This window comes from Parabacteroides vesiculifaciens (genome assembly GCF_049860805.1).
Taxonomy (GTDB): Bacteria; Bacteroidota; Bacteroidia; order Bacteroidales; family Tannerellaceae; genus Parabacteroides.
Window position 1 is genome coordinate 1378101 of sequence record NZ_CP187555.1, and the last position, 22506, is coordinate 1400606.

General features: G+C 44.6%; 18 protein-coding genes and 1 pseudogene. 11 read left to right on the forward strand and 8 right to left on the reverse strand.

All coding sequences use genetic code 11. The annotated features are described in order from the left end of the window. Positions 1-439: 439 nt before the first annotated feature. The 5 genes and pseudogenes from ACPYIV_RS05560 to ACPYIV_RS05580 form a co-directional block, all read right to left on the reverse strand. Positions 440-1996 carry a sodium:solute symporter family protein gene (locus ACPYIV_RS05560; RefSeq protein ID WP_299360933.1) on the reverse strand — a complete coding sequence of 519 codons (1557 nt, stop codon included), beginning with the start codon at positions 1994-1996 and terminating at the stop codon, positions 440-442. Further along, positions 1993-2133 carry a symporter small accessory protein gene (locus tag ACPYIV_RS05565; protein WP_293741042.1) on the reverse strand — a complete coding sequence of 47 codons (141 nt, stop codon included), beginning with the start codon at positions 2131-2133 and terminating at the stop codon, positions 1993-1995. Before ACPYIV_RS05565 ends, ACPYIV_RS05560 begins: the two co-directional genes overlap by 4 nt. An 11-nt stretch (positions 2134-2144) precedes the next feature. Continuing rightward, complete coding sequence (locus ACPYIV_RS05570) at positions 2145-2570, reverse strand: acetolactate synthase (RefSeq protein WP_293734749.1); 426 nt, start codon at positions 2568-2570, stop codon at positions 2145-2147. A gap of 35 nt (positions 2571-2605) precedes the next feature. Next, positions 2606-3907 carry a phenylacetate--CoA ligase family protein gene (locus ACPYIV_RS05575; RefSeq protein ID WP_293734748.1) on the reverse strand — a complete coding sequence of 434 codons (1302 nt, stop codon included), beginning with the start codon at positions 3905-3907 and terminating at the stop codon, positions 2606-2608. Between the two features lie 1006 nt (positions 3908-4913). Then, positions 4914-5833, reverse strand: a pseudogene (locus ACPYIV_RS05580) (Na+/H+ antiporter NhaC family protein). A gap of 564 nt (positions 5834-6397) precedes the next feature. Between ACPYIV_RS05580 and ACPYIV_RS05585 the strand changes: the two are divergent. Both ACPYIV_RS05585 and ACPYIV_RS05590 read left to right on the forward strand, forming a co-directional pair. Then, on the forward strand, positions 6398-6691 hold the full coding sequence (locus ACPYIV_RS05585; RefSeq protein ID WP_425886059.1) for a type II toxin-antitoxin system HigB family toxin: 294 nt from the start codon (positions 6398-6400) through the stop codon (positions 6689-6691). An 11-nt stretch (positions 6692-6702) separates the two neighbouring features. Further along, positions 6703-7086: a helix-turn-helix domain-containing protein gene (locus ACPYIV_RS05590; protein ID WP_300761943.1), complete on the forward strand. Its 384-nt coding sequence runs from the start codon at positions 6703-6705 to the stop codon at positions 7084-7086. A gap of 191 nt (positions 7087-7277) precedes the next feature. Here the strand turns inward: ACPYIV_RS05590 and ACPYIV_RS05595 are convergent, their stop codons facing one another. Together ACPYIV_RS05595 and ACPYIV_RS05600 are read right to left on the reverse strand one after the other, a co-directional pair. After that, entirely contained in the window at positions 7278-8603 is a 1326-nt protein-coding gene (locus tag ACPYIV_RS05595; protein ID WP_425886061.1) for a Na+/H+ antiporter NhaC family protein, read from the reverse strand. Positions 8604-8621: 18 nt separating this feature from the next. Continuing rightward, positions 8622-11207 carry a DUF5686 family protein gene (locus tag ACPYIV_RS05600; protein ID WP_425886063.1) on the reverse strand — a complete coding sequence of 862 codons (2586 nt, stop codon included), beginning with the start codon at positions 11205-11207 and terminating at the stop codon, positions 8622-8624. 282 nt (positions 11208-11489) lie between these two features. On the opposite strand from ACPYIV_RS05600, the gene ACPYIV_RS05605 reads away from it, so the two are divergent. Genes ACPYIV_RS05605 through guaD form a run of 3 tightly spaced genes read left to right on the forward strand, consistent with a single transcriptional unit; the run spans position 11490 to position 14906 of the window. After that, positions 11490-12674 (forward strand): CHC2 zinc finger domain-containing protein, encoded by a 1185-nt coding sequence (locus ACPYIV_RS05605; RefSeq protein ID WP_299363359.1) that lies wholly within the window; start codon positions 11490-11492, stop codon positions 12672-12674. A 26-nt stretch (positions 12675-12700) separates the two neighbouring features. Continuing rightward, complete coding sequence (locus ACPYIV_RS05610; protein WP_300761939.1) at positions 12701-13612, forward strand: cation diffusion facilitator family transporter; 912 nt, start codon at positions 12701-12703, stop codon at positions 13610-13612. Then, positions 13605-14906 (forward strand): guanine deaminase, encoded by a 1302-nt coding sequence (gene guaD / locus ACPYIV_RS05615; protein WP_300761938.1) that lies wholly within the window; start codon positions 13605-13607, stop codon positions 14904-14906. The genes ACPYIV_RS05610 and guaD overlap by 8 nt, the downstream gene beginning before the upstream one ends. A gap of 119 nt (positions 14907-15025) precedes the next feature. Here the strand turns inward: guaD and ACPYIV_RS05620 are convergent, their stop codons facing one another. Next, a complete protein-coding gene (locus tag ACPYIV_RS05620; protein ID WP_425886066.1) occupies positions 15026-16300 on the reverse strand; it encodes a DUF5103 domain-containing protein in 1275 nt (424 codons plus the stop codon). Positions 16301-16426: 126 nt separating this feature from the next. On the opposite strand from ACPYIV_RS05620, the gene ACPYIV_RS05625 reads away from it, so the two are divergent. The 6 genes from ACPYIV_RS05625 to nqrF are packed head-to-tail and all read left to right on the forward strand — an operon-like array spanning position 16427 to position 22428. After that, positions 16427-17776, forward strand: a complete 1350-nt coding sequence (locus tag ACPYIV_RS05625; RefSeq protein ID WP_293740671.1) for a Na(+)-translocating NADH-quinone reductase subunit A — start codon at positions 16427-16429, stop codon at positions 17774-17776. 22 nt (positions 17777-17798) lie between these two features. Beyond that, the gene (locus ACPYIV_RS05630) at positions 17799-19001 is read left to right on the forward strand and encodes an NADH:ubiquinone reductase (Na(+)-transporting) subunit B (protein WP_293734573.1); all 1203 of its coding nucleotides are present in this window, start codon (positions 17799-17801) and stop codon (positions 18999-19001) included. Between the two features lie 13 nt (positions 19002-19014). Then, complete coding sequence (nqrC, locus tag ACPYIV_RS05635; protein WP_293734574.1) at positions 19015-19830, forward strand: NADH:ubiquinone reductase (Na(+)-transporting) subunit C; 816 nt, start codon at positions 19015-19017, stop codon at positions 19828-19830. A 7-nt stretch (positions 19831-19837) separates the two neighbouring features. Then, positions 19838-20467 (forward strand): NADH:ubiquinone reductase (Na(+)-transporting) subunit D, encoded by a 630-nt coding sequence (nqrD, locus tag ACPYIV_RS05640; RefSeq protein WP_293734575.1) that lies wholly within the window; start codon positions 19838-19840, stop codon positions 20465-20467. A gap of 26 nt (positions 20468-20493) precedes the next feature. Further along, positions 20494-21111 carry an NADH:ubiquinone reductase (Na(+)-transporting) subunit E gene (nqrE, locus tag ACPYIV_RS05645; RefSeq protein ID WP_293734576.1) on the forward strand — a complete coding sequence of 206 codons (618 nt, stop codon included), beginning with the start codon at positions 20494-20496 and terminating at the stop codon, positions 21109-21111. A 30-nt stretch (positions 21112-21141) separates the two neighbouring features. Then, positions 21142-22428 carry an NADH:ubiquinone reductase (Na(+)-transporting) subunit F gene (nqrF, locus tag ACPYIV_RS05650; protein ID WP_374042312.1) on the forward strand — a complete coding sequence of 429 codons (1287 nt, stop codon included), beginning with the start codon at positions 21142-21144 and terminating at the stop codon, positions 22426-22428. Positions 22429-22506: the final 78 nt, after the last annotated feature.

Sequence of the window (22506 nt, forward strand, 5' to 3'; positions counted from 1 at the left end):
TATTATTTCCTATAACTATAATAATTCACGCAATGTTTAATTACAAAAACAATGCCAAACGAACAAAATGACATTTTGACTGACAAGTTATCAGGAGGAGGGAAGGTGACCGCATCAAAATATCCATTCTCCAATCATTATCCACTATACGGAAAAGCATAGAGTTAAGACTGCTAATACATAGGTTTACGGAACTTAAAGCAGCGTGTTACAAGATATAAATATGTGGAACCTGAATTATGTAGCGGACCTTGGGTGGGGGAAGGAATGTATATAAAAAATTAAAGGCTGTCTCACGACAACCCCTAACCAATTTTGTTAACCTTAAATCTAATACTATTATGAAAAAACCACATTGCAAATGTACAGATACTTCTGTAATTGTCAATAGATAAAGTGTTAAATTTTATTCTTTCGATTTTAATAAAATATAATATCTTCAAATATGTTGTTTCCTATACGTTATTAGGCTTACGAGAAGCATCGCAAGGGTGGATAAAGGTAACGCAAAAAGGATCGGATCAATGGCGAACCAAGGATAAACATCGATCAGGACATCGCGCCCAAACAGCATATCGCATAAGCCGACCGCTCCGGCTTCCGCCTTGTGGAGGAACAGCATGGCGAATAAACTTGCCAATGCCCCTGTCCATAGACTTGCCAGCGCTCCTTCTTTGGTCGCTTTCTTCCAGAAAAGGGAACAGAAGTAGGCTGGGAGGAAAGTGGCGGCACAAATTCCCATGAACAAAGCGGTTCCACGTGCTATGACTCCCGCACTCAGCGTATAACAGATTATATAACTGACCAGTATGGAGCAAAGCACTCCGATACGTACGCCTATCGTCGAGTTTGTATTCTTCTTATGCCCTAATTTGGGGAACATGTCTGCCCCGAAAGAGGCTCCCATCGTATGGAACTGGGCGCTAAGCGTAGACATACTTGCCGACAGGATGCAAAGCATGAAAACGGCACTGAACCATTCCGGCATTGCCCGGTCGATAAACAGCGGGATAATCTTATCCATGTCCTTGATGGCTTCCGAAGCAACCACGCCTTCCGTTTTCAGGAAAAAGAGATTGGATAAAGCTCCGACATGATATATGGCTCCAACGGTCACGATCAGAAAAACGCAACCGATCAGTACGCCCCGGTTCAGTTGTTTGGTACTTTCCACCATCATAAAACGTACAACCAATTGTGGCTGGGCAAGACAACCGATTCCGACTCCTAAAATAAGCGAGGTTACCAGGGTGTACCATTGCGGAGACCCGGTCACAGGCATAGCCGTCCATCCCTGATGTCCCATCTCCTTGAACCGTTCAGGGACAAGGGGGGCTATTTCAGTCAGTTTTCGGTTGGCCTCGATAAAGTCCATATCCATTACCCGGTAGAACCAGAATAGCAGGAACAGCATACAGGCAAACATAATGACAGCCTGTAGGGCATCCGTATACAAAACACCTTTAATACCTCCCGTAATCACATAAGCAGCAACTATGAGCGTGAAAATAAGCAGTGCCAGATGCAGGTCTATGTGAAACATTTGTTCGATAAACACTGCTCCCCCTTTCATCACGACCGCTGCATATAACGGCATACCGATAAAAATGATAGCAGCGATAAATATTTGTATGGCACGCGAATTGTAGTGCAATCCTAATAATTGCGGGAATGTGCGGGCGTTATACTTTTCGCCTAATTTACGGGTGTTCCGCCCGAATATGATAAAAGCGATGACAACGCCCATAAACATATTTAATAAGCAAAGCCATTGAATCCCCATGCCGAACGTGGCTGCCACCCCTCCGAAACCGACAATGGCCGATGCGGAGATAAAGGTCGCCCCGTATGAGAGGGCCATGATGATGGGATTCACTTTTCGTCCCCCCAGCAAATAGTCGCTGGCATTTTTCGTCTGTTTATATCCGATGTATCCCAGCCAGGCCAGGATGAACATATAGATGATGACTACGATACCTAAAGTCAGTGTGTTCATTTTTCCGGCTGTTGTGAGTTAGTACTATCCTTGTCGTCTTTATTCCAATGAGTTATTCCGAACCAAATGGAGTAGGAGAGACAGACGAGGGCTAACAGATAGGCAAGCCAGATGCCAGGGTCGCTTATTCCGAACATACCAGAGCCTTTTATAGGTTAATCAAATCGCTTTCATTGATGTAACCCAGATTTTGGCGGCGAATCACCTCACGGGCGGCTTCGCGGTTGTTGGTGCGCAAGATCAGGATCGATTTCTCGTTGGCAGAGAAACAATACATATATTCGATGCTGACGCCAGCCTTCGTGAAGCAAGACAGTGTTTGGGCAAAGCTGCCTGCACATGAATTCGTGACGATAGCCAGCACATCAGTCAGATTGGCACTGACATTGTTGCTCTTCAGTATCTTATAGGCTTTTTGCGGATCGCTGACAATGATTCGCAGGATACCGTATTCGGATGTATCTGCCACTGTTGCGGCAATAATCCGTATCTTTTCTTCGGCCAGCAAAGCGAGGATTTCGCTTAACTTTCCGTATTTGTTTTCCAGAAAAATAGAAATCTGATTGACTGTCATGTTGATTTATGATTTTAGATGTATGATTTATGAGTTCAGCAAAGTTTACGCAAGTCTTTCACCCGGACTGCTTTTCCATCCTGTACCGGCAAGGAACCTTTGGCCACCAGCTTGAGGTGGGGCGTCAGAAGCAACTCGTCTTTCAACTGACGGGTGATTTCCTTTGTCAGACGTTGCAAGACGCTGTAATCGTCGGTGAACAGATCGCTCAATTCCACTTCGATCAGCATCTCGTCATTGTTTCCTACCGTTTCGATCGTAATCAGGTAATTGCTGCCCAATTCTTTAAACTGCATCAGTATCTTTTCGATCTGGATAGGGAAGAGGTTGACCCCTTTCAATATGATCATATCGTCGCTGCGGCCTTTGAAACGGGCCAGGCGTTTATGTGTCCGTCCGCAGGGACATTCTCCCGGAAGGACACAGGTCAGGTCACGGGTACGGTAACGGAATAAAGGCATAGCTTCGCGGTTGATGGTCGTCAGGACCATTTCGCCGACTTCACCTTCTTTCACCGGCTTTAATGTGACCGGATCGATAATTTCTACGATTACATTATCTTCCCAGATATGAAGCCCGTTCTGCTCCGTACATTCGAATGCGACGCCGGGACCGTTCATTTCCGACATTCCGAAACAGTTATATGCTTTTACGCCTAACAACTGCTCGATCCGGCGGCGTTGTTCTTCCGAGTGAGGTTCGGCGCCGATACAAACGGTGTGCAGTTTGGTGTCGCGACGAGGATCGAGGCCCATTTCATACATGACTTCAGCCAGGCGCGTGGCATAGCTGGGAATAATATGAAGGCAGGTTGTACCGAAGTCTGTGATAAACTTGATCTGCCGTTTGGTATTTCCTGCTGCTGCCGGTACGGTCAGGCAACCTAATTTTTCTGCTCCGTACTGAAACCCCAGTCCGCCGGTGAACATCCCGTAGCCGGAAGTGTTCTGGAATACATCCGTGTCGCGAATGCCTACCATATACATACAGCGTGCCACTTGGTTAGCCCATTGGTCCAGGTCTTTGGCCGAATGCAATACGACTGTCGGATTTCCTGTCGTGCCACTCGACGAATGGATACGTACGCAGTCTTTGATAGGAATAGCCGCCATTCCATACGGATAATTGTTACGAAGATCATCTTTCGTCGTGAAAGGTATCTTTTGCAAATCTGCCAGTGATTGTATACTGTCGGCCGTGATGCCGTTTTCTTTGAACACTTTGCTGTAGAAAGGTGAATTTCCGGCTGCTTCAATTGTCTTTTTCAATCGCTCCAACTGTAACTTTTCCAAGTCTTCGCGATTCATGGTTTCAATATCTTTCTGCCAATATTCCATTGTTTTTCGTATTATAATGTGTTTGATTCATGAAATTAGACTGCAAATATATCGTTTATATTGGATTTGTGCGGCATTTTATTGGAATAATTCACATGGCTATATCTGTTTTACCTATTAACTTGTTTTTTGCTCGCCGACAAAAACAAGTTAATAGTCCGATTTCTATTTGATGAACATCTTATCATAGTTGATTGCCAATTTCTTGAATGCCAATACAAAGTCTGCTCCTAACGAACCAAAAAATAAATGGCTGTTGTTGGTGTCATATTTTACTATTTCCGTATTATATAATGTACATACCCATGTTCAATAGATTCTGGCTCTGAGTGCTGCCATGCCGATTGAGGTTTCTGCGCCAAGTTCTTGTTGATGGAATTAGACACAATTTACTGTCACTTCGATTCGTTTTGAGTTATTTTGATAACAGGCAAATCTTCGTTTTTCATCCTTTTAGCCTGAAAAGTTCTTGTTTTTGCACCTCTTTCTCAAAATCATTTAGATCATTTTTAAAATCATCTGAATGTTTTTCCAAAACTATTGAGATGTTTTAGGCAAATCATTCAGATGAATCCGGCAAATCATTTAGATGATTTTTCCGAACGAACCAAAAAAGGGAGGAATAACGGTCTGACAAGGTTCCGGAAAGAGCTCAAAATGCCATTTTAACATTTCACAGACTCTATAAAGCAATCTATTTCTAATTGACATTTAGGTAGAAATCCTACCGTCTAACTTATATTCTCGTTTATTTTTCCTGCATCTTCCCGATTCCAGGTGACAAAAAGAAATATTTCTGATGTCCCTTCCGACAAAATAATAATGGTGAACGCTGTCTCCTGGACTTATTTGTAATCATTTCGCTCCCGGACACATAGAGGACAATCTGAGGCGGGTAAATTTGACATTTTGTCAATGTGAAAAAAAAATACTTAGAAGCGGACAATTAATAAAATAGTAAGACCAGCAAAGTAAAAGTAGTTTAAACTCTATTTGGCAATAGGTCTTACGCCTTGTTCAAACTATACTTGCGCGGATAATTGAATGCGATAGCAAGCAAGGCTCCTACACCCAATAAATAAGGATAATACAGATACTGCATGATTTCGATAGGGAAGACATGCCCCAGACCAGCCGCCATCAACAATTGAGCGCCGTAGGGTATGATACCCTGAACAAAGCAGGAGAAAATGTCCAACAGGCTGGCACTGCGTCTCGGATCTATTTTGAAACGATCGGCCCCGTTTCATATCCGCTCCCGACCCCACTTCCGATCAGCACGTAGATAATACCGGTCAGGATGGCGATCGGAAGAGCGATTCGAATATTCACCTTGAACTTATCATTCATATTACAACCTTGCGTACGCGTGGCAACGATAGTCGTATCGGATATGAAAGACAGGTTGTCCCCGAACATGGCTCCGCTTACGACAACTCCCAGCATGAGCGCATCGGGCATTCCGGTTTTGTCAGCGATCCCAACGGCGACAGGAGCCAGGGCAACGATTGTCCCGACAGATGTTCCGACAGAAATGGAAATAAAACAAGCAGCGAGGAAGATTCCGGTAGCCAACAAATTACCTGGCAGGATGGACATAGCCAGATTGACCGTAGCATCGACTGCTCCCATCGCTTTTGCTGTTTGGGCGAAAGCACCGGCAAGAATGAAGATCAATACCATCAGCATAATATTGCTGTTGGCCGCTCCCCGGCAGAATTGTTCGATCCGGTTGCTTAGTTTTCCTCCCTTGGATATGGCTATGGCAACTACAGAAGAGACAACAAAGGCCACGGTAATAGGTATTTTGTAGAAATCTCCTGCAATAATGGACACTACAAGATAGGATAATAAGAAAACAACCAGAGGTGTCAGTGCCCACGGGTTAGGGGCATGATGTAAACGTGAACTATTCGGATCTGTCATTATTATTAAACCACATATTTAGAAAGTAAATCTCAGCGCAATACGGATGCCACCCTTTTTGATATCAGGATGATTCAGGTAGGTTAAGCGTCTGTAATAATCGATGCGCAGGATCTTAAATATATTTTCCAAACCGACGCTGCATTTTCATAAGCACTCATAATTAATTTAGTATTACGCAATCCTGTCCTCAAAGGTCGCATTTATAAAAGAAAGCGCAAGGACCATCGTTTATTACTGTCTTGAGGCTCTCGACTGCCCACACACCAATAATAGAACAATGTCCCCACGCTTTATGTTAGTATATAGTCACCTATCAAAGCTGACAGGTGTATATAGCAAACACAAGCGTAGGAGCCATTTTTGTCTATTATCTTGGTATGTTGAAATTGTCGAGATTTCAAGACAAGATAATATCGAAACGCTTCTACGTTATTTTCTAATACGAAAGCAAAGGTCGTGGTTTTAGGCGAGTATGCAAAATTTATGGTAACTTTTTTTGTCAAAACTTCCATGATTGGGAATTTGGTACTACTTTTGCCGTAGTACAATAAAAAAGAGAAAGTGAAAATCATTGATTCTGAGAAATTAGAGAAATTCATCCGTAAGCATAAGGATGCAGACAAAGCTGTTCAAAAATGGATTGAAATATGTGAATCTGCAAACTGGAAGAATCATTCAGATTTGAAAAATGATTTTCTGTCAGCAGACTATGTCGGTAACAACAGGTACGTGTTTAATATTAAAGGTAATAACTACCGGATTGTTGCTGTGGTCGTCTTCTTCGCAGGTCGGATGATTATCCGTTTTATCGGTACGCATCCGGAATATGATAGAATTGATGTGAAAACAATCTAAAGAAAGTTCCTATGATAATTAAAAATGATGCCCAATACAGAGAATATAAAAACGCAGTGGAAGTGATTATCACAAAGGGTACAGAACTTGGTGATATGGAACTTTTGCCACAGCCTGATAAAGATGAATTTATCAAACTCACTGATGCTGTCTACGAATGGGAGGCTGCTTATCATCCTTTGCCGGGTAAGGTATCGACTTTGATAACAGACGAGATAAAAAAGAAGATGGCAGATAAGAAAATCAAACAAAAAGAAGCGGCAAGAATGCTTGGCATTTCAGAGTCTCGAATAAGTGAATTGTTGAATGGAAAACGTGCAATCAACTTGAACATAGCTAAACGTTTACGCGATTATTTTGGAATACCGGCAGATTTCATATTTGACCATATCTGATTAGGAATAGAATGTCTTTCTGATAGGAGAAAAAGGCTTTTGCCGGATTTTCTATAGGATTTCATCCGACATATCAAGAGGCTCCATGTGTCTGAAAACGGCTTATTAAGTAGTGCGTCATCTACTCGATAAGCAGACGTTCATCTACTTAGTAAGTAGGCAATCCTCTACTTAGTAAACAGAGTACCCCTCTACTTATTAAGTAGATTTAGGCCTGCATACTTGCGCGGATAATTGAATGCGATAGCAAGCAAGGCTCCTACACCCAATAAATAAGGATAATACAGATACTGCATGATTTCGATAGGGGAGACATGCCCCAGACCAGCCGCCATCAACAATTGAGCGCCGTAGGGTATGATTCCCTGAACGAAGCAGGAGAAAATGTCCAACAGGCTGGCACTGCGTCTCGGATCTATTTTGAAACGATCGGCGATATCTTTAGCTATCGGACCTGCCATGATCAAAGCAATGGTGTTGTTTGCGGTGCAAAGATTGGCAAAACTTATTAATGCCGCAATGCTCAGTTCGGCTCCTTTGGAGGAACGGATGCGGGAGGTGAGTTTCAGGATAATCCAATCGATGCCTCCGTTATACCGTATCATTTCCAACATCCCGCCGGCCAGCAACGTGACGATAATAAGCTCACCCATATTCGAAATGCCCAGTCCCATCGAAGCATTCCAACCCCAAATGTCGAACCCGCCTGTAAGCAGTCCGACGATACCGGACAGGATAATCCCGACAATCAGAACCATCATGACATTCACGCCGCAAATAGCTGTTATCAGGACAACCAAATAGGGCAGGACCTTGACCCATTCGATCGGCCCCGTTTCATATCCGCTCCCGACCCCACTTCCGATCAGCACGTAGATAATACCGGTCAGGATGGCGATCGGAAGAGCGATTCGAATATTCACCTTGAACTTATCATTCATATTACAACCTTGCGTACGCGTGGCAACGATAGTCGTATCGGATATGAAAGACAGGTTGTCCCCGAACATGGCTCCGCTTACGACAACTCCCAGCATGAGCGCATCGGGCATTCCGGTTTTGTCAGCGATCCCAACGGCGACAGGAGCCAGGGCAACGATTGTCCCGACAGATGTTCCGACAGAAATGGAAATAAAACAAGCAGCGAGGAAGATTCCGGCAGCCAACAAATTACCTGGCAGGATGGACATAGCCAGATTGACCGTAGCATCGACTGCTCCCATCGCTTTTGCTGTTTGGGCGAAAGCACCGGCAAGAATGAAGATCAATACCATCAGCATAATATTGCTGTTGGCCGCTCCCCGGCAGAATTGTTCGATCCGGTTGCTTAGTTTTCCTCCTTTGGATATGGCTATGGCAACTACAGAAGAGACAACAAAGGCCACGGTAATAGGCATTTTGTAGAAATCTCCTGCAATAATGGACACTACAAGATAGGATAATAAGAAAACAACCAGAGGTGCCAGTGCCCACGGGTTAGGGGCATGATGTAAACGTGAACTATTCGGATCTGTCATTATTATTAAACCACATATTTAGAAAGTAAATCTCAGCGCAATACGGATGCCTCCCTTTTTGATATCAGGATGATTCAGGTAAGTTAAGCGTCTGTAATAATCGATGCGCAGGATCTTAAATATATTTTCCAAACCGACGCTGCATTCCATATAAGGTGTGTTGCCCAACGGCTGTGTCCCTTCCGGTAACAGGAAAAGTCCCGGAGTCAATGTCGGGTTGTTTTTATCCGTCAGTCCGCCATAGATCATATTAAAGGAAAGAACTTCACGCAGCCGTAACCATTTGATACCCGGAATACGGTTCAGAATCCAGCCCTTCATATAATAAGTAGCATTAAACGATACATATTGGTCGGTCACGAACTCCAACGCGTTCATCATGTGGAATGCTTCCGGCTGGATTGTGACGGATTGGTTCGTGTTCGGCAAAATCAATAGGGGAAAAGGCACTTTATCCCAAACCTTTCCTGCTTTTAACTGTGCGTCGATATGGCCGAAAGAAGACAGCCAGATACGTTTTTCAGCACTGATCTCCGTATGGTTGTAATTGTAATCGCCACCTAATACGCCTTTTATTCCTAATTGATGGGAGAGCTTGAAAACAGGAGCGTCTTTGGACAGGTTGAATACAGATTCTTTGCCCGAACGCCCGTTGTAAGCCCGTTCACCCGGAGCAAAACGCAATTGTGTCCCGATTTCGGATGTCGTGAAATCCTTTATATGATACAAATTGCCCGATTCATCCCGTTTAATGTATTGAAGGGTTCCTGCCGCTTCGTTGTTCTGATTCATCATCCAGGACTTCCAGGTCAGTCCGTTCAGCCATTCTTTCTCGTATTGTAATACGCTTTTGCGGATATACTGCATCTTAGTCACAGGCTCGCCGACTTTCCAGGCAACGAAAATGTTATCTTTACTTGTGAAAAGGAAGTCCTGCCCCGGGGTGTACACGTCATATTCCTGGATAAACGACAGGTTATTGACCGGGTTCTCTCCTTCGTGATATTCTTTTTTAGTGAAACTGTGCGTTAATTTCAGGTTGTATTTTATCTTACGGTCGTTTGTTCCATAAGCCAGATAACCGCTTGCAAACCAGTATGGATTGAGGTTCGCGGTCGTCATTCCTCCCACACGCATGCGGAAACCTTCCAGGTGGTTCGCACTGAAGGTAGTATTCATCGGACCGAAGTCGAACTTAGTCACTTTCTTGTCGTTTGCTGTCGGGATATAGCCGGTTATCAGGATTTCGGCGGTTTTGATAATGGCATTGAAGGCCGGTACTTTACGCAACTGCCCTAATAAATCTTTTAACGCATCTTCCTTTTCTTTCAATGGAATAGGACGGTTGTGCGTCCAAAACGTATCAGGCTGTGCCGTTGCTTCCGGCAAGATATGCAAGGCCCCTAAGAGTCCGAAAATGGAGTCTGCATTCTGCACATTAAAATTATAATTGTCGTAATTCCTAAGCTGGTGGGCATACAGTTGTTGCGCCCCTTTTACCACATAGAAATTGACAAAGGTATTTTCCTGGTCGAGTACCCAGGTGCTATCTGGCATCTGCTTGAATTCCTGTTCGATACGGAGCTTGTCCACCCAGTTCAAGTTGATATTCGCGGGTGTATTCAATAAGACTTTCTTGACTGCATAATTACCGTCAAGCGTTATATAAAGTCGTCCGGTAAACCCGTAACTTTCACTGTTTGCCGGAACAAAAGCCAGATCCACACATCTATCTCCACCCACATCAAGCGTATCCATAATGTAGTAATGGTAATAAGTTGTCGCCAATGTCGATGACAACGGACTGACGAACCGGTTCAATAAAATAGGAATGTTGTTATCGAAGATATTGATACTCTTGAATATTTCTTCCAGATTGGAAGTTATGCCGCCACCGTCGTCCAATGTCTTGTCGATACCCTGCATACGTTTGGCCCTGACAAGCGTCTTCTCCGTTTTAGGACTTTTCCGGTAGTAGAAGTCAGAAAGATTTTCACGGACGGAAACGGTCAGAATCGGTTTGCCGTTAAATTCGGATGTGTCCAGATAGTTCTTGATGAACTTGAACTTTTTCAAAAATTTATTTTTGTCGAGATTCGGATTGAAATTATCCAGCGACAGGCTTAATTTTTCGTACACTTCCGTTTGATATTCCGGTTTTGCCTCGATCCGGTTGTCATTCTTGTGAGCAATCACTTTTTTAATAAGTTCCACAGCCGGGTTATCCTTGCGGGTATATTTTTCTCTTTTAGGTTTGATCACGACTTCTGATATCTCGAAAGCAGTCGGTTTCAACAGCAGTTCCAGGTTTTCATTTTTTTTACCGGGTTTGAGATCGATGATTTTAGTGTCGTAGCCCAATGAGGCGGCAGCCAGTTTGGTGTAGCCCTGATTGTTTTGTAGAGTGAATGCTCCATCGTCGTCTGTCATTGCTCCGATAGTCGATCCGTCAAAATAGACGGATACAAATGGGAGCGGTTCACCGGTAATCGAGTCTTTGACAATACCGGATGCCGAGGTAAAACTCTGAGCATATGATAGAAAAGTTCCTGCTGTCGATTGTAACAGAGCTATTAATATTATATAACGGATAAATCTTACCATGTATTTAACGTTGTTCCTTCTCGGATATATGGAACAAAGGTAAGATTTTTTATTGGTTACAATTTTACGGGCGATATTAATAATCTTTAATCGAAAGATTGATTGTCGCTTAAACAAGTTTTTCGGATTTTATTTATGTAATTTAATATCAGCCATGGTTACAAGAAGTATGTTTGTATTTAATTTCTCTTTATATTTGTTTCTTCCGAAAACGTAAAAAACATGTTTTTTATGATTGGTGTTTTATTGAAAGGTTGTTTTTCTCTATAACTGCTAAATTTAATGAGAATAAAAGATTTGGAGCAACAAATTGCTCAGACAGTCCGGTTGGAAGATGTGGTGAGGCGGTATGCAGAACTATTTCGAGGAAGTAAATCGGGAAAGACACTAAGGTGTGATTGTTTATTTCATAGGGATGATAGTAAGTCTTTCAGAATCAAAGTGACGGAGCAGATCTACGAATGCTGTATCTGTAAGGAAACAGGTAACGTAATAGATCTGGTACAGTCTTTAGTCGGGTGTAACGATACGGAAGCTTTGTATATTCTGGCTGATTGGTTTGAAATTCCGATTGATGAAACTGATAACCTTGTTGTACAAAAAAACAAACGACAGGTAAATGATTCGGATAATGCAAGTTTGCTGCATTCAATCCATGAAAACAGGGAGCTGAACATGATACTTGAATCGTTAGGTTACGATGTGGGTAATAATCCTCTGTTAACAGCCTGCCATAAGTATTTGGGGCTGGGTGTAAGTCCGGAAGTACTTCCGGATAAGTATGAACGGCTTGCCGGTGCTATGCTATTTCCTATCCGGGACGGGGGGGGCGTTCTGCAAGGCTTCCTGAAGTATAAGGCGGAAGAAAAAGGAAAAGAATGCATTTGTTATCCGCCAAATCTGGCGGATAGCTGTCTGTTAGGCCTTTACCAGGCGATCAAGGCGATCGAAAAGTTAGGGTTTGTCTATCTGGTATGGAACTACAACGATCTATTGACTATGCATATTGCCGGTTTTACCAATACGGTGGCATGCTATAACGGTAGTTTAACCAGTCAGCAGATCGACTTGCTCCTGAAATATACGAATCGGGTTGTTCTAATTCATACCAGTGAAGTTTCGAAGCAGGTCAGGGCGACAAAAACGGCTGCCCGTTTATCGTTTGCATCGGCAGTGCCTTATTGCTTGTCATTATCCAAAAAGAATATTCCTACTCTATACAAGTGGATGGGAGCGGCAAAATTTGAATACTTTATCCGCCAGTCTACCCGTTTGGTATTCTTGAATGCTTTGAAGGATAAATGGCTTATTGAACAGCAGACCCTTTCCAAGCGATCGAATGACGCGAAGTCGAAAGAGGAAAAAATAGAGTTACGGTCGAAACTGGTTGTCCTCCGGAACAAGCTGGATAAGCTTTTTACCATTTTAGATGAAAACTGCGACTATCTGTGTCGGTATTTTGAGTAGATTTGTTGTCTGGTAAAAGAAAAGGAATGAAAGAACATATTAGAAAAAGAAAAATCATGGCCGTGACCCTGGTCGGATCACTCGCCAATTTTCTGCTATTGGTTTTCAAATTCGTAGCAGGGGTGTTAGGGCACAGTAGCGCCATGATTGCGGATGCCGTGCATTCGCTCTCCGATTTTATTACGGATGTAATCGTTTTGCTCTTCATTAATATATCTTCCAAGCCGAAAGACGAAGGACATGATTACGGGCATGGTAAATATGAGACCTTGGCTACTACGATTATCGGGATTGTCCTGATGTGCGTGGGAGTCGGCCTTTTCTGGGATGGGGCGAATAAGATATTCGGATTCTATTTTAGAGGTGAAGCGCTGGAAAGTCCCGGCAAGATCGCGCTTATTGCTGCCATTGTCTCTATTATAATAAAGGAAGCCCTGTATCGCCTGACGCTATATGTAGGGAAGAAAGAGAATAGCCAGGCCGTTATTGCGAATGCCTGGCATCATCGTTCGGATGCTTTTTCTTCTATTGGAACGACGCTGGGAATTGGAGGAGCCATCCTATTAGGCGATAACTGGCGTGTGCTGGATCCGATAGCTGCCGTAGTCGTCAGTATATTGATTGTCAAAGTGGCTTTTCAGTTGGTCATACCTGCAATTAATGATTTGCTGGAAAAATCTTTACCGGGCGAGATCGAAGATGAGATCCTTTCTATAATTAATGAGACGCCGGAAGTCAAGAATCCGCATAATCTGTGTACGCGCAGAATCGGAAACGATTTTGCAATCGAAGTGCATATCCGGGTCGACGGGCAAATAACCGTAAGCCGTGCACATGAGTTGACGAAAGAGATAGAAAATAAGTTACGTTTGAATTTCGGTCCGGCAACCCATATCGTTTTGCACGTCGAACCGATAAAAGAGAAGAAAGATGAGTGAGCTGACATTATACAGAGGAGAAGTTTTTGATTTTATCGATTCTCCATTAAATAAGAAAGAAGCTTACCGTTATTTCCCCGATGGAGCATTGGTCGTACAGGATGGGCAAATAATCGATTGCGGGCCTTTTAAGGAGACCAAAGATCGTTATACAGATTTCGAGCTGGTTGATTATTCCGGTAAACTCTTGATGCCGGGATTTATAGACTCCCATATCCATTACCCGCAAGCCGAGATAATCGGGATGTATGGAAAGCAATTGCTGGACTGGCTGGGTGATTATACTTTTCCGGCAGAACAGTCGTTCGCTTCTCCGGAGCATGCTGGCAGGATGGCTCGCTTCTTTATACAGGAACTCTTTCGGAACGGAACAACAACCTGTATGGCCTATGCGACTGTACATCCGGCCTCCGTCACCGCTCTCTTTTCCGTTGCGTCGGAATATGATATGTGTATGCTGACCGGAAAAGTGCTGATGGACCGGAACGCCCCGGCAGGATTGACCGATACGGCAGAGCGGGGAGAATCCGAAAGCCGTAACTTGATTGAAACCTGGCATGGCAAAGGGCGAAATCGCTATGTCATCACGCCTCGTTTTGCTATATCCTGCTCGACGGAACAACTGATTGCGGCAGGGCGTTTGCATGAGCAATATCCGGATACTTATATACAGACGCATCTTTCCGAAAATACAGACGAGATCGACAGCACGCTTTCTTTGTGCCCGGACTGCCGGGATTATCTGGAAGTATATGAGCGGGCTGGATTGGTCACGGGCCGCTCTGTCTTCGGGCATTGCATCCACCTGTCCGATTCGGAATGCCGCCGGCTGGCCGAAGCCGGTTCCGTCGTAGTCCATTGTCCGACATCCAATCTCTTTTTAGGAAGCGGCCTTTTTGATATGCGACAAGCCAATCGCATCGGTATGCAAACCGTATTGGCAACGGATGTCGGAGCCGGAACCTCTTTTTCTTTGTTGCGTACGATGGGAGAGTCATATAAGGTGCAGCAACTTAACGGATATCCTATGTCCGTCTTCGAATCGTTATATAAATGTACCTTGGGAGCAGCTAAAGCACTTCATCTGGACGATGAAATCGGCAGTTTACGGAAAGGCCGGAAAGCGGATTTCATCGTAGTGGACTATGCCGTTACGCCCTCCCAGCAGATACGCATGGACTATCTGATACGGAATGGACAATGGACATTAGAAAACAAACTGTTCGGCCTGCAAACCATTGGTGACGACCGGAATATTCAAGCAACTTACGTAGTAGGAAAGCAGGTGAAGTGAAACGTCTCATACCGATGAGAATTTTTTCTCACACTGATGGGAATTAATTCTCATGCCTGTGAGAATATTTTCTCATAGGGTGAGATTTAATGAGAAAAACAAACGAATTATTCGTAGGCTTAGAATACCTGCATCTCGTTCCTGACAGTCGTGACACCGATCAGGCGGTCGTAACGGGCACCCATCGGACGGAAATAAACATAGATACTGTACTCGTTTTGCGTCTGATAGTAGTTGCCTTCTATCGGGCCCGTCTGACCGACAGTGGAGCCGGTCGGGACAAACAGATATTGGTAATTGTAGCTTCCTTGTTTGAGGAGGACAGCCTTTTCATATTGCTTGGCCTCGAAGTTATAGCCCATTTTACTCTTTTCATCCAGTACGTTATTGAATAGTTCGCCGTTGAGATAGACGCTCCCGTCAGGTAGCGGATCGCATGCAAGCGTAAAGTGTACGATATAATAATCCGCTTCCGTGTCCGGATCGTTACAGTCGCTGCAACGGATGAAGAAACGGCCGTCCTGGTCCTGGTCATATTGGTAAGTGCCTTTGTTACGCTTGTAATCGGTCATAAGTTCTACATTATAGTAGGGGTTGTGAAAGGTGATGTTTTCCACATGCATGCCGTTATATCGGTTACTCAGGAATTCCATACGGCGGTACTCATTCCCGGCAGGGAAGATAAGGTTGCGGTTATAGGTGTAGGAAATCTGGTTCTCGAGGATACTCATCGGTTGCAAGTCCGTAACGGCATTATCGCGCCGGTTATCCTGGTAGACGAATATCTTCAGGTCCGTCTGCGGGTAAGTGATCGGGAAATTCTTGTTGTTGATGTTGAAACTTACCTGCTGGTGGCTCTGGTTGGTGTCGATATCGGTGTTTCCGCTGACCGAAGCCGAAATATTGACAACCGGCTCCACCACCGAGAAGCAGGCTGTAAAAATAATCTGGTCCGGCGTGTCTTCATTATAGACCTGGATGGCATAATTGCCGGAAACCTTAAACTGGATGTTTTCGTTCGGAAGCAACAGGCGGTAATTTGAATATTGAGTCGTAGTCCCGATGGAATTGGCAAAATCATCGATTGTCGTTCCCTGGAAACCATTCATATATTCGATAGGGCTCAACTGTGATTGCGTCCAGTCACCGTTGCAGTGCACCACATTATAGGCATATTGCGTGTATCCGCTGCCCAATTTGTCGAAGTTGATTTCGATTCGTTCTTCTCCTCCCAAAGTTATATAGGGTTCGGATATCAACTCTCCGGCCACTTTTACCTGAAGCGTTTTTATCTGCTTGCTGTTGACATTGGTGAAGTACTTCACCTGTGCGTTTGCCCCGATGGAAAGGGCGAAAAGCATCACAAATAGTAAACTGTACACTCTCTTTTTCATATTTCTTTCTTTGTCGGTGCAAAATTATGGAATTATTTCTTTATTTATTTTCTGTTCCCTGCTTTAAAGCATAAAAAATTGCTTACTTTTGCGGGAAAATTACATATAAACAATTTTAGTTGTATCATGGCAAATGTGATTAAGATTAAAAAGGGTTTAGACATTAATCTGAAGGGCAAAGCTTCGGACGTACTGTTAAACGGAGGGAAAAGCGATAGTTACGCTATCGTTCCCGATTATTATAACGGTATTGTACCCAAAGTTGTTGCCAAAGTAGGAGAAAAAGTCAAAGCCGGTTCTGTATTGATGATCGATAAGAACCGCCCGGAGATCAAGTTTGTTTCGCCTGTCAGTGGCGAAGTAACTGCCGTAAACCGAGGAGAGAAGCGTAAAGTGCTTAGCGTGGTCGTTAAGCCGGATGCGCAGATCGAGTATGAGGATTACGGTAAGAAAAATGTAGCTTCCCTGAAGAGAGAAGAGGTAAAGGAGGCAATCCTGCATGCAGGTATGTGGCCGTTTATCAAACAACGTCCGTACGACATCGTCGCTTCACCGGCCGATGAGCCTCGCGACATCTTTGTTTCTGCATTCTATTCAGCACCGCTGGCGCCGAACTTCGATTTTATCGTGAAAGGACAGGAGGCTGATTTCCAGACGGGGTTGGATGCGCTTGCAAAACTTACCGCCGGAAAAGTGTATGTCGGCATCCGCAAAGGTTCTTCCGTCAGTGTGAAAGGTGTTGAAACTGTAGAAGTGGAAGGTCCGCATCCTGCTGCCAATGTGGGAGTACAGATTAATCACATCAAGCCTATTAATAAAGGCGAAGTGGTCTGGACGGTAAATCCTGCCGACGTGATCGTGATCGGGCGTTTGTTCAATAAGGGTATCGCCGATTTCAGCCGCCTGGTTGTGATTACCGGTTCCGAGACAACGGAAAGAGGATACGTCAAGACGATCTCCGGTTGTACGATCGGTAGCCTGGTCGACGGAAAGATTATGAAAGGCAATGAAGATGTCCGTATCATCAGCGGCAACGTGCTGAGCGGTACGAAGGTGATGGAAGACGATTATCTGGGAGCTTATGATAATCAGATCACAGTTATTCCGGAAGGCGACGAAACATACGATTTCTTCGGCTGGGCTACTCCCGGTTTCGGAAAATACAGTGTGAGCCATTCATTCCCGACCTGGTTGGTGGGTAAGAACAAGGAGTATGTGATCGATGCCCGTATCAAGGGAGGTAAGCGTGCCATGATCATGTCTAACGAATACGAAAGCGTGTTCCCGATGGACATCATGCCGGAATACCTGTTGAAGGCCATTATCGCATTCGATATCGATAAGATGGAAAACCTGGGTATCTATGAAGTAGCACCCGAAGATTTTGCCCTTTGCGAATTTGTCGATACATCCAAACTTGAGATTCAAAAGATCGTTCGTCAAGGCCTGGATGTATTATACAAGGAAATGAATTAATAACATTAAAAATTAGAATACATTGAAAGCGTTAAGGAATTACCTCGACAAGATTAAGCCTAACTTTGAGGAAGGCGGAAAGCTGGCGATGTTCCGTTCTGTTTTTGAAGGTATCGAAACATTCCTGTTTGTTCCGAGCACAACTTCCAAATCAGGCGTACACATTCATGACTATATTGACTCGAAGCGTACGATGACCGTGGTCATCATTGCTTTGTTGCCCGCTTTGCTTTTTGGTATGTACAATGTCGGTTATCAGCACAACCTTGCAGTAGGGGCTGATCCGGGATTTCTCATGACTTTTATTTTCGGTTTTCTGGCTGTATTGCCTAAAATCATTGTTTCGTATGTAGTAGGTCTGGGTATCGAATTTGCTGTTGCCCAGGTGAAGAAGGAAGAGATTCAGGAAGGTTTCTTAGTTTCCGGTATCCTGATCCCGATGATCGTTCCCATCGACACTCCGCTGTGGATGATCGCTGTGGCTACTGCATTCGCTGTTGTTTTTGCTAAGGAAGTATTCGGTGGTACAGGTTATAATGTATTTAATGTAGCGTTGGTTACACGTGCATTCCTGTTCTTCGCATATCCGGCAGCTATGTCCGGCGACCAGGTGTTTGTCCGTACGGCTGATACGTTCGGTATCGGTGGCGGGCAGGTGGTAGACGGTTTCTCGGGTGCAACCCCGCTGGGACAGGTCGCTATCGCTGGCAAGGAACTGATCGGTTCGTTCCAGGCGGTCGATGTTCTCGGACATCCGATCTCCACATGGGATATGTTCTTAGGCCTGATTCCGGGTTCAATCGGTGAAACATCCGTATTGGCAATCCTGATCGGCGCATTTATCCTTCTTTTCACAAAGATCGCAAGCTGGAAGACTATGGTTTCCGTATTTGTCGGTGGTGCAGTCATGTCGCTTATCTTCAATATGATCGGGACAACAGTAGCGATGTGTGTATCTCCGTTCGATCATCTGTTCCTGGGTGGTTTCGCATTCGGTGCCGTGTTTATGGCTACCGACCCTGTTACTTCTGCCCGTACGGAAACAGGCAAATATATCTACGGCTTCCTGGTAGGAGCTATGGCTATCATTATCCGCGCATTGAATCCGGGTTATCCTGAAGGTATGATGCTCGCTATCCTGTTGATGAATGTATTTGCTCCGCTGATCGACTACTACGTAGTGGAAGCTAACATCAACCGCAGATTGAAACGTGTAATCAAATAATGTAAGAAGGAGTATGGCAAAATATAAATGTAAAGTATGTGGATATATCCACGAAGGGAATAAAGCTCCGGATGTTTGTCCTATATGTGCAGCTCCTGCTTCCGATTTCGAAGAAGTGAAAGACGAGGCTGCCGCCGCAAAGAAAGGTATTAACCGGGATAGCAATGTCTATACGGTTGTATATGCTGCGGTAATGGTTGTCCTGGTTGCTGTTGTGCTGGCATTTACTTCGCAATCGCTGAGAAGTTTCCAGCAGAAGAATGAGGAGAACGACAAGCGTCAGCAGATCTTGCGCTCTATCAACGTATCGGTACCGGCTAATGAAGCGGAAGCCAAATATACGGAATTGATCAAAGATGCATTTCTGGTAAATGAAAACGGTGAAAAGGTGGAAGGTGATGCTTTTGCTGCCGATGTGGTGAAGGCTGCTACCGAACACGAATATCCGGTTTTTGTTGCAAACGTAGACGGGCAGCCTAAATATATTATGGCTCTGCATGGTGCCGGTCTTTGGGGACCGCTGTGGGGATATATCTCTGTGGATAGCGATAAGAATACCGTTTACGGCGCGGACTTCAGCCACCAGGGCGAAACTCCGGGTCTGGGAGCCGAAATTGCAAAACCGGCATTCAGCAACGAATTCAAAGGGAAGAAGTTGTTTATCGATGGCACGTTCAAGTCCATCGCTGTTGTTAAACCTGGTAAAGGTGTTGCCGGTCAGGATTATGTCGACGGTATTTCCGGCGGTACGATCACAAGTAAAGGTGTTGATGCAATGTTGTTCAACAGTTTGAGTGGTTATGTCAAATTTTTAACCTCACAAAATTAAGTAGAAGATGGGATTATTATCGAATAAGAATAAAGAAGTTCTGTTAGGCCCGCTTAGCGCCAACAACCCGGTGATCGTCCAGATGCTGGGTATCTGCTCTGCGTTGGCTGTGACATCAAAACTGGAGCCGGCTATTGTAATGGGTATTTCAGTAACGGCTGTCGTGGCTTTTGCCAACGTGATTATTTCGTTGATTCGTAACACGATTCCTAACCGTATCCGTATTATCGTACAGTTGGTTGTTGTGGCTGCGTTGGTAACGATTGTTAGTGAAGTGCTGAAAGCATTTGCTTATGATGTGAACAAACAGCTTTCCGTGTTTGTGGGGCTGATCATTACCAACTGTATCCTGATGGGACGTCTGGAAGCATTTGCCCTGGGCAACGGCCCGTGGGAATCATTCCTTGACGGTATCGGCAACGGCCTCGGATATGCATTGATTCTGGTGATCGTAGGTTTCTTCCGCGAACTGCTGGGTTCAGGCACATTGCTGGGATTCCAAGTGATTCCGCAGGCATTCTACGATTTTGGTTATGTAAACAACGGCTTGATGATTTTGCCGCCGATGGCATTGATCGTAATCGCTGTGATTATTTGGGTTCATCGTGCTCGTAACAAAGAACTTCAGGAAAATTAATGCTAAACGATTAAACGAATAATAGAATGGAAGAATTATTAAGCACATTTGTCCGCTCGATTTTTGTAGACAACATGATTTTCGCGTACTATCTGGGTATGTGTTCTTTCGTGGCTGTTTCCAAGAATGTGAAGACTGCTTTAGGATTAGGTATAGCAGTGACATTCGTATTGGTTTGTACGCTGCCGATCAACTATATGCTTGAAAATTATGTACTGAAAGAAGGTGCATTGAGCTGGCTGGGGCCGGATTTCGCTAACGTAAATCTGAGCTTCCTTGCGTTCATCATCTTTATCGCCGTTATTGCCTCTTTTGTGCAGTTGGTCGAGATGGTTGTCGAGAAGTTTTCTCCTTCTTTATATGCATCCCTGGGTATCTTTTTGCCGCTGATCGCTGTAAACTGCGCTATCCTGGGTGGCTCTCTGTTTATGCAACAAAAAGCATTCCCGAATGTAGGTGTTGCAACTGTATATGGCTTAGGTTCTGGTATCGGATGGTTGTTGGCTATCGTCGGTATGGCTGCCATTCGTGAAAAGCTGGCATATTCGGATATTCCCAAACCGTTGAAAGGTCTTGGTATTACCTTTATCATCACCGGTTTGATGGGTATGGCCTTTATGTGCTTCTCAGGTCTTAAGATTTAAGTATTAACGCATTAAAAATAACAGATAAAGATGATTTTATTAATGTCGGGCGGACTTACAATCGCAGCCAGTGCAGTTGTTTTCTTGTTGATTACACTGATTCTGGTAGCTGCACTTTTGTTCGCTAAAGCAAAATTGGTACCATCCGGAAATGTTAAACTGGAGGTAAATAAAGAAAAGGAAATAGAAACTCCTATCGGCGGAACGTTGTTAGGCGCTTTGCAGAGTGGCGGCATCTTCTTGTCGTCTGCTTGTGGTGGTGGTGGTAAATGTGGCCAGTGCCGTGCACAGGTGATCGATGGCGGTGGAGAAATCCTGCCGACTGAAAAGGGCTTCTTCTCTCGTAAACAGATCAAGGAGCATTGGCGTCTGGCATGCCAGTGCAAAGTGAAGGAAGATATGGTCGTTCAGGTTCCGGACGAAGTATTCGGCGTAAAGGAATGGGAATGCGAAGTGATTTCGAACAAGAACGTGGCTACTTTCATCAAAGAGTTTATCGTGGCATTGCCTAAGGGCGAACACATGGACTTCTTGCCGGGTTCTTATGCACAGATCAAGATACCTGCATACTCGATGGACTACAACAAGGATATCGACAAGGCTCTGATCGGCGACGAATATCTGCCGGCATGGGAAAAGTTCGGCCTTTTCACGCTGAAATGCAAGAATGACGAACCGACTATCCGTGCATACTCGATGGCTAACTACCCTGCAGAGGGCGATCGTATCATGTTGACTGTCCGTATCGCCACTCCGCCGTTCAAACCGAAACCCGAAGTGGGCTTCCAGGATGTAATGCCGGGTATCGCTTCTTCTTATATCTTCACTCTGAAACCGGGCGACAAGGTGACGATGAGCGGTCCTTACGGTGATTTCCATCCGATCTTCGACTCGAAGAGGGAGATGATGTGGATCGGTGGTGGTGCCGGTATGGCTCCGTTGCGTGCACAGATCATGCACCTGACGAAGACGCTGAAAACGACAGACCGCAAGATGTCGTACTTCTACGGTGCACGTGCGTTGAACGAAGTGTTCTATCTGGAAGACTTCCTGGCTATCGAAAAGGAATTTCCGAATTTCACGTTCCATCTGGCGCTCGACCGTCCGGATCCTGCAGCCGATGCAGCGGGCGTAAAGTACACGGCTGGTTTCGTACATCAGGTAATTTACGATACCTATCTGAAGGATCACGAAGCTCCGGAAGATATCGAATACTACATGTGTGGTCCGGGCCCGATGTCGAAAGCAGTGGAAAATATGCTGGACAATCTGGGTGTGCCGCGTGAAATGTTACATTTCGACGACTTCGGCGGATAAGCGATTATCCAAAATAATAATAGAGACGGGGAAAGAGGATATCTTTTCCCGTTTTTTTTTTAAACTATTTTGTATAAT